Origin of the sequence: Pseudoglutamicibacter cumminsii (assembly GCF_003143995.1) — a bacterium.
GTDB classification, from domain to species: domain Bacteria; phylum Actinomycetota; class Actinomycetes; order Actinomycetales; family Micrococcaceae; genus Pseudoglutamicibacter; species Pseudoglutamicibacter cumminsii_B.
The window spans coordinates 1-14,555 of the sequence record NZ_QFWG01000010.1; the positions used below are offsets into that span (position 1 = coordinate 1).

General features: G+C 61.6%; 10 protein-coding genes. 2 read left to right on the top strand and 8 right to left on the bottom strand.

The genetic code is table 11. From position 1 onward, the window contains the following. Positions 1-53: 53 nt before the first annotated feature. The 3 genes from CAY35_RS07590 to CAY35_RS07600 all read right to left on the bottom strand — a co-directional run bounded on the left by CAY35_RS07590 (position 54) and on the right by CAY35_RS07600 (position 4,764). Positions 54-3,137 (bottom strand): bifunctional [glutamine synthetase] adenylyltransferase/[glutamine synthetase]-adenylyl-L-tyrosine phosphorylase, encoded by a 3,084-nt coding sequence (locus CAY35_RS07590; protein ID WP_109304035.1) that lies wholly within the window; start codon positions 3,135-3,137, stop codon positions 54-56. Between the two features lie 22 nt (positions 3,138-3,159). After that, on the bottom strand, positions 3,160-4,500 hold the full coding sequence (gene glnA, locus CAY35_RS07595) for a type I glutamate--ammonia ligase (protein WP_109304036.1): 1,341 nt from the start codon (positions 4,498-4,500) through the stop codon (positions 3,160-3,162). 81 nt (positions 4,501-4,581) lie between these two features. Further along, the gene (locus tag CAY35_RS07600) at positions 4,582-4,764 is read right to left on the bottom strand and encodes a hypothetical protein (protein ID WP_101629603.1); all 183 of its coding nucleotides are present in this window, start codon (positions 4,762-4,764) and stop codon (positions 4,582-4,584) included. 118 nt (positions 4,765-4,882) lie between these two features. Between CAY35_RS07600 and map the strand changes: the two genes are divergently transcribed. Both map and CAY35_RS07610 read left to right on the top strand, forming a co-directional pair. Next, positions 4,883-5,782 carry a type I methionyl aminopeptidase gene (map, locus tag CAY35_RS07605; protein WP_109304037.1) on the top strand — a complete coding sequence of 300 codons (900 nt, stop codon included), beginning with the start codon at positions 4,883-4,885 and terminating at the stop codon, positions 5,780-5,782. 285 nt (positions 5,783-6,067) lie between these two features. Next, the gene (locus CAY35_RS07610; RefSeq protein ID WP_181377526.1) at positions 6,068-7,018 is read left to right on the top strand and encodes a dienelactone hydrolase family protein; all 951 of its coding nucleotides are present in this window, start codon (positions 6,068-6,070) and stop codon (positions 7,016-7,018) included. A 113-nt stretch (positions 7,019-7,131) separates the two neighbouring features. Here the strand turns inward: CAY35_RS07610 and nrdR are convergent, their stop codons facing one another. From nrdR to lspA, 5 genes are all read right to left on the bottom strand, one after another. After that, positions 7,132-7,620: a transcriptional regulator NrdR gene (gene nrdR, locus CAY35_RS07615; RefSeq protein WP_101629606.1), complete on the bottom strand. Its 489-nt coding sequence runs from the start codon at positions 7,618-7,620 to the stop codon at positions 7,132-7,134. 227 nt (positions 7,621-7,847) lie between these two features. Then, positions 7,848-9,194, bottom strand: a complete 1,347-nt coding sequence (hisD, locus tag CAY35_RS07620) for a histidinol dehydrogenase (RefSeq protein WP_109304039.1) — start codon at positions 9,192-9,194, stop codon at positions 7,848-7,850. A gap of 107 nt (positions 9,195-9,301) precedes the next feature. Next, positions 9,302-12,865, bottom strand: coding sequence for a DNA polymerase III subunit alpha (gene dnaE / locus CAY35_RS07625; protein ID WP_109304040.1), 3,564 nt, complete (start codon positions 12,863-12,865; stop codon positions 9,302-9,304). Positions 12,866-12,922: 57 nt separating this feature from the next. Beyond that, positions 12,923-13,840 carry an RluA family pseudouridine synthase gene (locus CAY35_RS07630; protein ID WP_109304041.1) on the bottom strand — a complete coding sequence of 306 codons (918 nt, stop codon included), beginning with the start codon at positions 13,838-13,840 and terminating at the stop codon, positions 12,923-12,925. Continuing rightward, positions 13,837-14,388: a signal peptidase II gene (gene lspA / locus CAY35_RS07635; RefSeq protein WP_109304042.1), complete on the bottom strand. Its 552-nt coding sequence runs from the start codon at positions 14,386-14,388 to the stop codon at positions 13,837-13,839. The genes CAY35_RS07630 and lspA overlap by 4 nt, the downstream gene beginning before the upstream one ends. Between the last annotated feature and the right edge of the window lie 167 nt (positions 14,389-14,555).

A 14,555-nucleotide genomic window follows, 5' to 3' on the forward strand; every position in this document is an offset into this window, starting at 1 on the left:
CGTCAGCCCCTCCGACTTTGAGCGTTACAGATCAGCTAGGACAGCCGCGACGACTACCGCGGTTGCTCGCCGTAGAACAGTTCCTCGAACACCTGCCGCGAACGCCGCGCGACACGAAGCCACGCTTCTTCCAGCTCCGGTCCGGCGTCTTTACCCCAGCCGATCCACGTCGCGACCGCCGAAATCTCCGAGCGGCTCGACGGGAACGAATCCGACGCCCGCCCCGTGCACGCCATATTCGCGGCACGCACATCGGTCGCCAGCTTCCACGCCGTTTCGAGGCTCTCGGCGTCCTCCTGGCTAACCAACCCAGCATGATGCCCGGCGCGCAATGCCTCGAGGCTGTTCGTGGTCTGCAAACCCGGGTGCCGCTTAGCGAAACGCAGCTGCATCGATTGAACCAGCCACTCGACATCGCTCAAACCGCCCGGCCCGAGCTTCACGTGCCGCTTCGGGTTCACGCCGCGAGGCAACCGCTCCCCCTCAACCCGCGCCTTGACCCGACGGATCTCTTGAAGCTCTTTGTCCGAAAGCCCATGCTGGTACCGCACCGGGTCGATCAGCTCGATGAACTTCCGCCCAACTTCCTCATCCCCAGCGAACGGTCGGGCACGCAATAACGCCTGACGTTCCCACGTCTCAGCCCACCGTTCGTAATAGTCTGCATAAGACTCCAGCGAACGCACCAACGGGCCATTCTTGCCCTCGGGACGCAAGTCAACATCGATCTTCAACCGATGCTCCGCCAGAATCGGAGGCGTCAACGAACCCGACAGCAAATGCCCTAGCGCAGAAGCCATACGGTTCGCTTGTTGCTTCGCCGCTTCCGGGTCGACGCCTTCAACCGGCTCATACACATACATCGCATCCAGATCAGATCCGTAACCGATCTCAGCGCCACCTTGCCGGCCCATCGCAATCACAGCGAATCGAGCTAGCTCACCGTGCTCCGCGACCTCCTGATGCCGGGCCACATGCCACGCACCCATGACCGCGGCCTGATCCACGTTCGACAGCGCCCGGCCCAGCTCCTCAACATCGATCAGCCCAGAACCGTGCGCCAACGCGACCCTCAACGTCTCACGCCGCCGCGCGGTCCGAACCAGCTGCATGCCACCATCCGCGGCATCCTCATGCCGGTCCAGCTTGGCCGAAACCTGCTTCCACAGCTTCTCCCAACTGCGAGGCTTCAGATCGGCATCATTACCCAGCCATGCGGTAGCCTCAGGCGAAACCTCAAGCAAATCAACAACCATGCGCGAGGTCGACAAAATACGGCACAAACGCTCCGCACCCGCCGCAGAATCACGCAGCATCGACATGAACCACGGGGTCGATCCCAAGGAATCCGAAAGCCGCCGGAAACCCAACAGCCCAGCGTCAGGGCTCACGCCGTCCGCAAACCACTCCAACATGACCGGCAACAGATGCCGTTGCAAAGCCGCGGTACGCGAAATCCCGCCCGTCAGCGCTTCGATGTGGCGCATCGCCTGCTTCGGGTCTGCATAACCCAAAACCTTCAGGCGCGCCTCAGCCGCTGCAGGGGTCAGCCGAACCTCATCGTCATGCAGGCCAGCCGCCGCAGCCAACAGCGGCCGGAAGAAGATCTTCTGATGCAAACCCCGCACGCGGTTCTTGATCTTCTTCCACGCCTTGAGCATGTGCTCGGCGGTAGCGACCTGCCGCTCACCGGGCGCCGCAATACCACGCGCAAGCGCCCGCTGTTCGGCCTCCGATTTAGGCATCGCGTGCGTGCGCCGCAACCGCACCAGCTGGATGCGGTGCTCGAGGCTCCGCAAGTACCGGTAGTCCGCACTGAACTGGCGCGCATCATCACGCGAAATATACGCGGCACTCGCCAACGCATCGAGCGCTTCCAGGGTTCCGCGGACCCGCAGGCCCTCATCCACACGCCCGTGAACCAGCTGCAGCAGCTGAACCGTGAACTCGACGTCTCGGAGCCCACCAGGGCCGAGCTTGATCTGCCGTTCGATCTCCGCAGGCGGGATGTTGTCGGTGACGCGCTGGCGCATCTTCTGCACGGCCTCAACGAAGCCATCGCGGCGGGACGCCTCCCACACCATCGGCCAGATCGCCTCGATGTATTCCTCGCCCAGCGCGGCGTCACCTGCGATGGGCCGAGCCTTGAGCAGCGCCTGAAACTCCCAGTGGTCAGCCCAGCGTTTGTAGTACTGAACGTGTGAAGCGAGTGTGCGGGACATCGCGCCGTCTTGGCCTTCGGGCCGCAGGTTCGCGTCTAGCTCCCAGAGGGCCGGTTCTTTGCCGGTAGAGCCTACGATGTGCCCCATGGCTTTCGTGAGGCTCGCGGCAATGTCTTCGGCGCGGTCGGCCGTCTCCTCGTCCGCGCCCTCGGCGACGGAGTGCACATAGATCACGTCGACGTCGGAAACATAATTCAGTTCCCTCGCACCGCACTTGCCCATGCCGATGACCGCGAGCCGGACTTGGGTCACGTCGGTGTCCGGATAGGTGTCGGCGACGTGCCGGTAGGCGATCGCTAGCGCCCCGTCGACGGCGGCCGCGGCTAGGTCTGCAAGCTCAGCTGCGACCATGCGCACCGAGTCCGAGGCCTCATCGGCGCACACGTCTTTCATTGCGGTGTCCAGGAGCTCGGCGCGGTACGCGACGCGGAGCGCGGCGACCGTGGCGTCCTCTGCTGACGCCGCGATCGGAACCTCGGCTTCCGGATCAGCGCCGACGGCCGTGAGCATTTTGGCGCGGAGACCGCTCGGATCGGATGGATCGTATTCGCTCGGCCGTTCAACGGTGAGCGCATCGGCTTGATCCGGGTGCCGCAACACGAAGTCCACGAGCGCCTCTGACGCGCCTGCGAGCATGAACAACGGTTGGTTGCGGTTTGGGTCTTGGACTGCGCCGGCTAGCGACGGGATCCGCTCAAGCAAGCGAATCACGTTGAGCAGAGCCATGTCCGGGTCGGCGGTGGCGCGCAAAGCCTCGAGCACCGTCATGTGATCGACCTGGGCGAGTTCTTTCGACCTCAGCAGGGTGCGCGCACGCCGCGGGTCGTGGAACCCCGCGGCTCGTACAGCGCGGTCGATCGTGGAGGATGACCCTTCTGCGTTTGCAGGCGTCTTTTCGTCTTGCTGGGATGCCATGGACTTCTTCTAGAGCACCCTTCTAGAGCATCCCGAGGTAGCGGCGTAGCTCGAACGGGGAGATATCTTGACGGTATTCGTCCCATTCGGCTCGTTTATTGCGTAGGAAAGCGTCGAAGACCCATTCGCCCAGGATGTCGGCGACCAACTCGGAGTTCTCCATGACGTTGATCGCTTCGTGCAGCGTGGACGGCAGCGGGTCGAGGCCGAGCACACGGCGTTCACGGCTTGTGAGCGAGAAAATGTCTTCTTCGGTTGGATCACCGAGGTCGTAGCGTTCGCGGATGCCTTTGAGGCCGGCGCCCAGGATGCACGCGTAGGCGAGGTACGGGTTGGCGGCGGAGTCGATGCCGCGGTACTCGACGCGGGCGGACTGCCCCTTCTCTGGCTTGTAGAGCGGTACACGCACGAGGGCGGAACGGTTGTTGTGGCCCCACGAGATGTGGCTTGGCGCTTCTCCCCCGCCCCACAAACGCTTGTACGAGTTCACAAACTGATTGGTTACCGCGGTGAATTCCGGGGCGTGTGTCAGAACGCCCGCGATGAACTGGCGCGCCGTCGTGGAGAGCTGATATTCGCGGCCGCCTTCGAAGAACGCATTCCGCTCCCCTTCGAACAGCGAGAAATGCGTATGCATCCCGGACCCAGGGTGATGCGAGAACGGTTTAGGCATGAACGTCGCGTAGATGCCTTGCAGGAGCGCGACCTCTTTGATGATGGTGCGGAACGTCATGAGGTTGTCGGCAGTAGCCAGAACGTCGGCGTAGCGCAGGTCGATCTCGTTTTGCCCCGGCCCGGATTCGTGGTGCGAGAACTCGACGGAGATGCCGACTTCTTCGAGCGAAGTCACGGCTTTGCGGCGGAAGTCCTGGGCGATGCCGCCGGGAACGTGGTCGAAATAGCTCGCCGAATCCACGGGTTGCGGGTGGCCGTTGGCGTCCATCTCGTCGCTGCGCAGCAGATAGAACTCAACTTCAGGGTGCGTGTAGCACGTGAACCCCATGTCGGCGGCTTCTTCAACCTGCCGCTTCAAGACGTGACGTGGGTCGGCCATCGATGGTTCGCCATCGGGGGTCAGGATGTCACAGAACATGCGGGAGGTCGGTTCGATGTTGCCTCGCCATGGAAGCAACTGGAACGTTGACGCGTCGGGCTGCAAGAGCATGTCAGATTCGAAGATACGAGAGAGGCCTTCGATCGAGGAGCCGTCGAAACCGAGCCCCTCACGGAAAGCCCCCTCGACTTCCGCTGGCGCGAGCGCGACAGATTTAAGCGAGCCCACGACGTCGGTGAACCACAAACGCACAAAGCGGACGTCGCGTTCCTCGATAGTCCTGAGAACGAAGTCTTGTTGACGGTTCACTCAATGCTCCTTCAGCGCGTTGATTGCGGGCGGGTTGATTGCGGGCGGGATTGGTGCGTGGTGTGCTCGGTTTGCGGCCGCTTAGTCTTCGTCTTCTTCGTCCCACTTGCGGGTGCGTTCCGCAGCGATCTCGTAGGCTCGGGAGGCTTCTTCCGCGGTGCGGTAGGGCCCCATGCGGTGCGAACCAACAGACTGCGGGCCCTTCTCGACCTCGCCGGTTGAGGTGTTGAACCAGTACTCGCCTTCAGGTGCTTTATCAGTCATGGCTGGCCCCTTTCCCTGGGCTATCTTCTGCGATGCCGCGCCAACGTCGGCACAGCATCGTTCTTCTGTTCTTCACATTACGCGTTTATGCCTCGCAGGTGGGTCCTAAACTGGGGACATGACTGATTCTTCTGCTTCATCATCGAAAGCAACCGCCCCCATCGGGACCTTGACTAAGGGCCGCGTCTCGCCTTTGCGTAAGGTTCCTGCCGATATTCAGCGCCCACCGTATGTTGGCAAGCCTGGCCCAGAGAAATGGGAGGGCGGGGATGTTTACTCCCCTGAGGAGGTCGAACGGATTCGCGCGGCCGGCCGTATTGCTGCCGATGCGTTGCAGCTGATCGGTGAGACGGTCAAGCCTGGCATGACCACGGATGAAGTGGATGCGATCGGTCACGAATTCCTGATCAAGAACGGCGCATATCCTTCGTGCCTTGAGTATCAGGGCTTTCCGAAATCGACGTGCACCTCGCTCAATGAGGTCATTTGCCACGGGATCCCTGATGACACGGTGATCCAGGACGGCGACATCCTCAACGTGGACATCACCGCGTACAAGGACGGCATGCACGGCGACACGAACGCGACCTTCCTTGTGGGCGATGTGGATCAGGAGTCGCGCGATCTGGTTGAGCGCACGCATGAGGCGATGATGCGCGGTATTCGCGCGGTCAAGCCGGGGCGTCAGATCAATGTGATTGGTCGGACGATCGAGGTGTATGCGAAGCGCTTCGGTCTCGGAGTGATTCGTGACTTCACTGGCCACGGCGTGGGCGGCGCGTTCCACTCGGGTTTGATTGTTCCGCATTACGATGCGGCGCCCGCTTATGACACGGAGATGGTGCCTGGTATGGTCATCACGATCGAACCGATGCTTGCGCTGGGTACTCACCGTTGGGAACAGTGGGATGACGGTTGGACTGTGGTGACGGCTGACCGGAAGCGTACGGCTCAGTTTGAGCACACGTTGGTTGTGACTGAGGATGGCGCAGATATCCTCACGCTGCCAAGCTCCTGAGCTACTCGCGCGTAAACTTTTTAGCGTTTTCATCCGGGGTACCGGACATCTATCGAGGGGGCTTCTCGATGCTATTTAGCATCGAGAAGCCCCCTTTGAGTTTCTTTGAAACTGATTGATTGCCCCTGAATCCCAGGACCCGCCATGGCTTTGCTGTGGAGAATTTATGAAAATCTTTCTGGATATTCCTTTAGTGGCGAACTTGGTGTGCGATATGTAACAAGCTTCGCGAGCTTGATGATGATCACTTCCCTTGAGGAACTCCCCTTTGAGGATAGGAACACCATGAAAAAGAACTCCATGCGCAGCATCGCAGCAGTCGCCGCACTCGGCGTTGGCTTGAGCCTCGGCGCACCTGCCGCCAACGCTGCCCCTACCCCAGCACCAGCCCAGGCAGCCCCGGCCGTCGCATCGAGCCACCTTGCTCCATTCGGCCCAGCGGATCCAGCTAAGCTTCCTAAACCTAAGCCTGGCGAGATCCACGGCCCAAACCCAAAGGCCGAAATGCTCACTAAGCAGGGCCCTTACGAATACAAGACACAAAAGCTTCCTGTGGATCTGCGCACCGGATTCTATGGCGGCACCCTCTACTACCCTGTCGCTAAGAAGGGCGAGAAGTTCGGCGGCATCGTAACGATGCCTGGGTTCACCGAGCCTGGCATCGCGATGGAGTTCTTCGGCAAGCGCATGGCTTCCCACGGCTTCGTGGTTCTGCGTGCCGAGTCCCTCACTCCGTTCGATGAGCCGAACGTTCGTTCCCGCGCCGTTGAGAACGCTATGAAGCGTCTGACTCGCGGCGATCACAAGGCTAGCGAGATCCTGGATCCGGAGCGCCTGGCACTGATCGGTCACTCGATGGGTGGCGGTGGCGTCCTGATCGCCGCTGAGCGCAACCCGCAGCTGCGTGCGGTGATTTCGCTGCACCCATGGGCTAAACGCCCAATCTTCAACGTCAAGGTTCCTGTGATGGTCAACGGCGGCCTGCTGGACTTCGTCGCTGACATGGCTCAGTACACCGGCCCGATCTACGCGGGCATCCAGGGCGCACCGTACAAGGCGCTTCACACGCACCTTGCTGGAACGCACTGGGCGGGCATCGTCGATGATCCTAAACTGCAGGCCCGCAACCTTGCGTTCCTGAAGTACTTCGTTGACGGCGACACCCGTTACGCGGAGTTCCTTGAGGCTCCACCTCAGGAGTCGATGACCTTCACCTCGACCACGGGTCCAATCTAAACAAGACTCAAGGTGCATGGTCAGACGCTGCGCTTCAGAGGCGTCTGAGATATAAAGTACCGGCGGTGGTTCGGGCTTCCCCTCCCGAACCACCGCCGGAGTTTAATGCGCACTTAGGTTGCTGACAGTGTGCGTTGATGCGGCGGCAGAGTTGTTTCTGGGTTTTCGCGTAGCGCTTTGATCGCGTCTTCGAAGTCTTCAAGGGTTTCGAAGCCCTGGTATACGGACGCGAAGCGGAGGTAGGCGACCTGGTCGAGGCGGCGCAGCGGGCGCAGGATTGCTAGCCCCACTTGGTGCGCGTCGACTTCGGCGCGGCCTTCAGCGCGGATGGTTTCTTCGACTTCCTGTGCGAGCATCGCGAGGTCGTCTTCTGAAACGGGACGGCCTTGGCAGGCCTTCGAGACGCCGGAAATGATTTTTGAGCGGCTGAACGGTTCGGCCACGCCGGAGCGCTTGACGACCGAAAGGCTCGCGGTTTCGATCGTTGTAAAACGACGGCCGCAGGAGCTGCACTGACGGCGGCGACGGATCGAGTAGCCGTCTTCGGTTGCGCGAGAGTCAACAACACGCGATTCAGCATGCCTGCAGAACGGACAAAACACGTGGCTGACCTCCCTTTGCGACGTCGTCACTCTTTTAACACACGCAACGTGCATCACAATCATAACCGGGCGCCACACGAATCACAAACATGTAATTACTACATCTAGTGACGTGACACCCCAGCGTCCACTACACATAGGGGTCGCGGGCGGGGTCGCTGGCGAGGGGCTAGCACAACTGCTCGTCACAACCGGCCCCGCAATGGGTTCAGAGGTCCGCGACGTGTTCAGAGGTCTCGCGCAGTCACGGCCTCGCCGTGCGCCGGAAGGTCCTCTGCCGAAGACAGCGCCACGACGTGCTCAGCCACCTCGGCGAGCGCCGCACGGTCATAGCGGATCTCCTGAACGGCTTTCAGGAAGGTCGTGACGTTGAGGCCGGAAGCGTACCGTGCGGTACCCATGGTCGGGAGCACGTGGTTCGAACCTGCCACGTAGTCCCCCAAGCTGACTGGCGAATAGGCTCCCAGGAAAACTGCCCCGGCTTGCGTGATGAGCTGCGCATCAGCCTCAGGGTCTTCCGTGAGCAACTCGAGGTGCTCGGCCGCGTAGTGGTTCGCTGCCGCGATCGCCGCATCGTGGTCGTCCACAAGCACGATGCCGGACTGCGGCCCGGACAGGGCCGTCAAGACTCGCTCGGAATGCTTGGTGTGTTGTGCGCGTTCCCATGTCGCGGAGCGGAACACGTCAACGAGCGCCTCGTCCCACGTGATGATGACGCTCGCGGCGTTCGGATCGTGTTCGGCTTGCGAGATCGCATCAGCTGCAACGATCTTCGGGTCAGCCGAGGCATCAGCGACGATCGCGATCTCTGTAGGGCCCGCTTCAGAGTCGATGCCGACCTCACCCTTGACCAGCGCTTTCGCGGTAGCAACGAATACGTTGCCTGGCCCCGTGATCAGGTCGACTGGCTCAAGTGCTGTGTCCAGGCCAGCATCGGCATCGGTGTCGAGGCCATGGGCCAACGCACCGATCGCCTGCGCGCCACCTACCGCGTAGACCTCATCTACTCCGAGCAGTTGCGCGGCGGCGAGGATGGTTGGGTGCGGTAGTCCGGAGCCATCCTTGGCTGGCGGGCTGACGAGCGCAATCGACCCGACCCCGGCTTCCTGCGCAGGCACAACGTTCATCACGACCGAGGACGGGTACACCGCCAGCCCTCCGGGCACATACAGCCCGACGCGGCGAACCGGTTCCCAGCGCATCGTCACGCTGGCACCGGGGCCGAAGGTGGTCGTGGTGGGGGCAGGCTTGTGGTCGGCGGCGAAGGTACGGGCGCGTTCGATCGCGACTTCGAGACCCCGGCGGACATCCGCATCGAGGCCTTCGAGCGCTTCGACCATCGCGCCCGCTGGCACGCGCAGGGACGGCACTGCAACGCCGTCGAACTGTTCGGTCAGCGCGGTTACGGCGGTGGCCCCGCCTTCGCGGACCATCTTGAGGATGTTCGCGACAACGCTCTGATGCTCGGTGCTCGTGCTCGCTTGCAGGCGCGGCAGGCCGGCGCGGAGGGCGGCGTCGTCGGTGCCACGCAGGTCGATCAGCGGGAGGACATCAGTTTCTGCTACGTTGCTCACTCTTCCAGTCTAGGAGCCGCGGCTCGCCAAGTAGCTATGCGTCACAGCATGTGACAAGGTAGCTCAGCATCACAGCATGTGACGCGCGGCCCGAAGCTCTACGCAACCTAGACGAGGCAGTCCGGCCCGAGCAGCACTTTGAGGTCCCCGAACAGCGCGGCGTTCGGGGTGACCGCGTACTGCGCTCCGAGGCTCATGGTCTCGATGGTCGAGCTGCCGATGAGCCTGATGCGCACCTCGGACTTGCCCGGGTGGGTGCGAAGCACGTCACCGAGCTGCCGCACGATGGGTTCTGTCGCTTGGTGCGTTGGGATCTGGACCAAAAGCGGCCCAGCCCCTCCGTCAGCGGTGATGTCTGGAATCTTGAGCTCTTGCGCCGAGATCGAGATCGCTCCGTCGTCGCGGCGCTGGAAGCGTCCCTTGACGGTCACGATGAGGTCTTCGGCGAGCAGGGTCGCGATCGGCTGATACGCCTGCCCAAAGAACATGACTTCGATCGAGCCAGAGAGGTCTTCGATCTCGCACTTGGCGTACGGATTACCGGAGTTCTTGGCAACGCGGCGTTCGAGGTTCGTGATCATGCCCGCGATCGTCACGGTGTGACCGTCTTGCGGCCCGCGGTCGGACACGACCTGAGCGACTGGCATATCAGCTAGCCTGCCGAGCGCGTCCCCGAGCCCCTGGAGCGGGTGGTCGGAGACGTAGAGGCCCAACATTTCCCGTTCGAGGCTGAGCTTTTCCTTCTTATCCCACTCCGGGATGTCCGGAATCTCGACGTCGAGCGCGTTCGCGAGGCTTTCGTCTCCAGACATGCTGAACAGGTCGAACTGGTGCGCGGCCTCGTGCCGTTTGAGCGCCATCGCTTGGTCCACAGCATCTTCGTGGATAGCGGTGAGCGCACGACGATGGTGGCCCAGGTCGTCGAATGCGCCGGCTTTGATGAGGGATTCGATGGTGCGCTTGTTGAGCGCTTGCGGGCCGACTTTGTTGAGGAAGTCGGAGAAGGATTCGAAGCGTCCCTTTTCTTCGCGCGCTTCAACGATCGCTTCGACGACGTGGGCGCCGACGTTGCGGACCGCGCCAAGGCCGAAGCGGATGTCTTTGCCGACTGGGGCGAAGTTGTTTTGGGACTCGTTGACGTCGGGCTGCAGAACCTTGATGCCCATGCGGTGGCATTCGTTGAGGTAGAGCGCCATCTTGTCTTTATCGGTTCCGACCGATGTCAGAAGCGCGGCCATGTATTCGGCCGGATAGTTGGCTTTGAAATATGCGGTCCAGTAGGACACGAGCCCGTACGCGGCCGAGTGCGCCTTGTTGAACGCGTAGTCGGAGAACGGGAGCAGAATGTTCCACAGCGAAGTGATCGCTTCTTCGGAGAAGCCGCGCTCAACCATGCCGTCATGGAAGCCCTGGTACTGGCGATCCAGCTCTTCTTTCTTCTTTTTACCCATCGCACGGCGCAAAAGGTCTGCCTGGCCGAGCGAATAGCCAGCGACCTTCTGGGCGATCGCCATAACCTGCTCCTGGTAGACGATCAGACCGTAGGTCGTATCCAGGATTTCGGCGAGCGGTTCAGCGAGCTCAGGGTGGATCGGGGTGATCTCCTGCTGACCGTTCTTACGCAGCGCGTAGTTCGTGTGGGAGTTAGCGCCCATCGGGCCCGGACGGTACAGCGCGATGACAGCGGAGATGTCTTCGAAGTTGTCCGGGCGCATGAGGCGCAGCAGCGACCGCATCGGGCCACCATCGAGCTGGAACACGCCGAGCGTGTCGCCGCGTGCCAGGAGTTCGTATGCTGCGGGATCGTTGGTTTCGAGACGTTCGAGGTCCGGTACCTCTCCCCCGTTGAGACGGATGTTCTCGACGGCGTCAGAAATGATCGTGAGGTTACGCAGACCCAAGAAGTCCATCTTGATGAGGCCAAGCGACTCACAAATCGGATAGTCCCACTGGGTGATGACCTGGCCGTCCTGGAGGCGACGCATGATCGGGACGACGTCGATGATCGGGTCAGAGGACATGATGACGCCGGCCGCGTGCACACCCCATTGGCGCTTGAGGCCCTCAAGGCCCTTCGCGGTTTCGAAGACCTTGCGGGCTTCGGGGTCGGTTTCGAGCAGTTCGCGGAACTCGCCAGCTTCGCCGTAGCGCGGGGCATCGGGGTTTTCGACGTCCCACAACGAAATGTCTTTAGCCATGACGGCTGGCGGCAACGCCTTGGTGAGCGTCTCACCCATCGCGAACGGGTGGCCCAGCACGCGGGACGCGTCCTTGAGTGCCTGCTTAGTTTTGATAGAACCGTACGTCACGATCATCGAAACCTTGTCGGCCCCGTATTTCTCGATCACGTACTGGATGGTTTCGCCGCGGCGACGATCGTCAAAGTCGACGTCGAAGTCCGGCATCGAAACACGTTCTGGGTTGAGGAAGCGCTCAAAGATCAGGCCGTGTTCGAGCGGATCGAGGTCCGTAATACGCAGCGCGTACGCGACCATCGAACCCGCACCCGAACCACGTCCAGGGCCCACACGGATGTCGTTGTCTTTGGACCAGTTGATGAAGTCCGCAACCACAAGGAAGTAGCCCGGGAAGCCCATGCGTTCAATAACGTCGAGCTCGTATTCGGCCTGCTTTTGTGATTCCTCCGGGATGCCGTCCGGGTAACGGTAGTGCAGGCCGCGCTGAACTTCCTTGACGAGCCACGTGCTCTCCGTCTCCCCTTCTGGCACGGGGAACTCCGGCATGTATTTACCGATCGATGCCTCGAAGTCGACCTTGCACCGCTCAGCGATCAGCAACGTGTTGTCGCACGCCTCAGGCAGTTCCTTGAACAGTTCACGCATTTCACGCGGGGACTTCAAGTAGTAGCTGCTGCCGTTGAACGCGAAGCGCTTACCGCCCTGATCGTAGGACGGCTCGAGCAGCGTGGAGCCGGATTGGATCGCCAAAAGCGCTTCGTGTGCCTTCGCGTCTTCTTCGTGTGTGTAGTGCAGGTCGTTGGTCGCAACGAGCGGCAGGTTGAGGTCTTTCGCGATGCGCATGAGGTCGCCGCGCACCCGATGCTCGATCTCAAGCTCGTGGTCCATAAGCTCGAGGAAGTAGTTACCGTCGCCGAAGATGTCTTTGTATTCACCGGCGGCACGCAGCGCCTCGTCGTATTGGCCTAGACGCAAACGGGTCTGGATCTCACCCGATGGGCAACCGGTGGTTGCGATGACGCCCTTGGAGTGCTGGGAAATGAGTTCGCGGTCCAGGCGCGGCCAGCGCGAAAAGACCTGGTCGAGCGAGGCCTTGGACACCGCCTGGTTGAGGTTGTGCCAGCCTTCGTTGTTCTCAGCCCACAGGGTCATGTGGGTGTAGGCGCCACCACCGGAGACGTCGTCGCCCTTTTGGTCGCGTGTGCCCCACTGCACGCGTGTGCGGTCGGAACGGGCTGTCCCGGGTGTCACATACGCTTCAACACCCAGGATGGGGTTGATGCCTTTGTCTTTAGCTTTCCGATAGAAATCGTAGGCACCGAAAAGGTACCCGTGATCGGTGATCGCCATCGAATCCATGCCCAAGCGTTGGGCTTCATCGAAAAGGTCAGCGACACGGGCCGCACCGTCCAACATCGAGTACTCGGTGTGGGTGTGCAGGTGAACAAAACCATCGTCAAGACTTCCAGCCACATGACCATGTTAGCCATCGCCGCGGGCGGGACGGGCAATACCGTTGGTAGCGGCGGGTTACTCTTCGCGCAGTAGCTCGAGCGAGTCCACGAGGTCTTGTGGGTATGGGGCCTCGAGGTACATCTCTTCCCCAGTTACCGGATGTGTGAAACCTAACTCCTTGGCGTGCAGCCACTGGCGGGTGAGCCCGAGCTGTGCCGCGAGCGTTGGGTCTGCGCCGTACTGTTGGTCGCCCACAAGCGGGTGGCCCATCGCGGAGAAGTGCACGCGGATCTGGTGGGTACGGCCGGTTTCGAGTTTGACCCGCATCATCGAGGCGGTCCCGAACGCTTCTTCGAGCTTGTAGTGGGTCACGGCGTCGCGGCCGTCCGTCACGACGGCGAATCGCCAGGTTGCGTTCGGATGCCGGCCGATGGGAGCGTCGATGGTGCCCTCCATGGGGTCTGGTAGGCCCTGGACGACGGCGTGGTAGATCTTGGTTGGCGTGCGGTCTTTGAACGCTTGCTTGAGGCCTGCGTAGGCGGGTTCGGACTTCGCGACGACCATGAGGCCAGAGGTTCCGACGTCGAGCCGCTGGACGATGCCTGCGCGCTCTTGAGCGCCCGAGGTTGCGATCGCGATGCCTTGGCGCGCGAGCTGCCCCGTGACGGTCGGCCCGGCCCAGCCCGGGGATGGGTGCGCCGCTACCCCGACCGGCTTGTTGATGACCACGAGGTCCGCGTCTTCATACACAATCGGGATGTCTTGCACGGGTTCCTCCACTTCTTCGGCCGCTACGATCGTGACGATGATTTCGGACCCGGCGTCCGGACGCATCGATTTCAAACCGCGCTGACCGTCGACGCTTACGAGGCCGTCCTGAATCATCTGCGCGGCAACGGTGCGGGAGACGTCCGCGGCCTTGGCGACCACGACGTCGAGCCGTTGACCCGTCCCCGGAACCGTGATGACCTGTTCAGCGGGCTCGGTGCTCATGCGCTCTCCTCAGCCAACTGGTCCTTTTGATGCCCGGTAACGCGGGGACCCCCAGCGAGTGGAACGTTGCACCAGATCAGCAGCACAACCGCCACGACGCTGCACGTAATCAGGGAGTCGGCGATGTTGAAGATCGCGAAGTCGCCGACCGAGATGAAGTCGACCACGTGGCCGTGCCCGAATGCCGGCGGGCGGAAAAGGCGGTCGGTCAGGTTGCCGAGGGTACCCGCGAGAAGAGCCGCAAGCGCGGCCATCCACAACCGCGAACGTGCCTTCGTCAGCATCAGCACAACCACAGCTACTGCGACCACGGCCATGAACACCGTGAAGACCCACGTGAAGTTCTCACCCATCGAGAACGCGGCCCCCGGGTTACGGATCGAATACCACTTGAACCACGGCTCGATAACCCATCGAATCTCGCCAACATTCATAGAGGTTTCAACCCAGTATTTGGTCAGTTGATCAAAGCCGTAACCGATCACCAAAATGATGCCTGCGATGCTCGCGAGGCTTCCACGTGTTGCGGTGGTCTTCGGCGTTGTCATAGGTACCCTTCTGGTGCCGTGTTCCGAGCGGATATGGATGGGTAGCGGGTCTACCTGGTCCGGCATGAATCGTTGCACACATAGTTCAAGGCGGCGACCCCGCGGGTCACCGCCTTGAACTTACGCCCTCGCCGACGTGCTCGTTGACGTCGAAATGCGTTGGCAGT

Excerpts from the sequence above, each read along its gene's own strand:
- CAY35_RS07590 (WP_109304035.1), bottom strand. The coding sequence starts at position 3,137 with ATGGCATCCCAGCAAGACGAAAAGACGCCTGCAAACGCAGAAGGGTCA.
- CAY35_RS07600 (WP_101629603.1), bottom strand. The coding sequence starts at position 4,764 with ATGACTGATAAAGCACCTGAAGGCGAGTACTGGTTCAACACCTCAACC.
- map (WP_109304037.1), top strand. The coding sequence starts at position 4,883 with ATGACTGATTCTTCTGCTTCATCATCGAAAGCAACCGCCCCCATCGGG.
- CAY35_RS07610 (WP_181377526.1), top strand. The coding sequence starts at position 6,068 with ATGAAAAAGAACTCCATGCGCAGCATCGCAGCAGTCGCCGCACTCGGC.
- CAY35_RS07630 (WP_109304041.1), bottom strand. The coding sequence starts at position 13,840 with ATGAGCACCGAGCCCGCTGAACAGGTCATCACGGTTCCGGGGACGGGT.
- lspA (WP_109304042.1), bottom strand. The coding sequence starts at position 14,388 with ATGACAACGCCGAAGACCACCGCAACACGTGGAAGCCTCGCGAGCATC.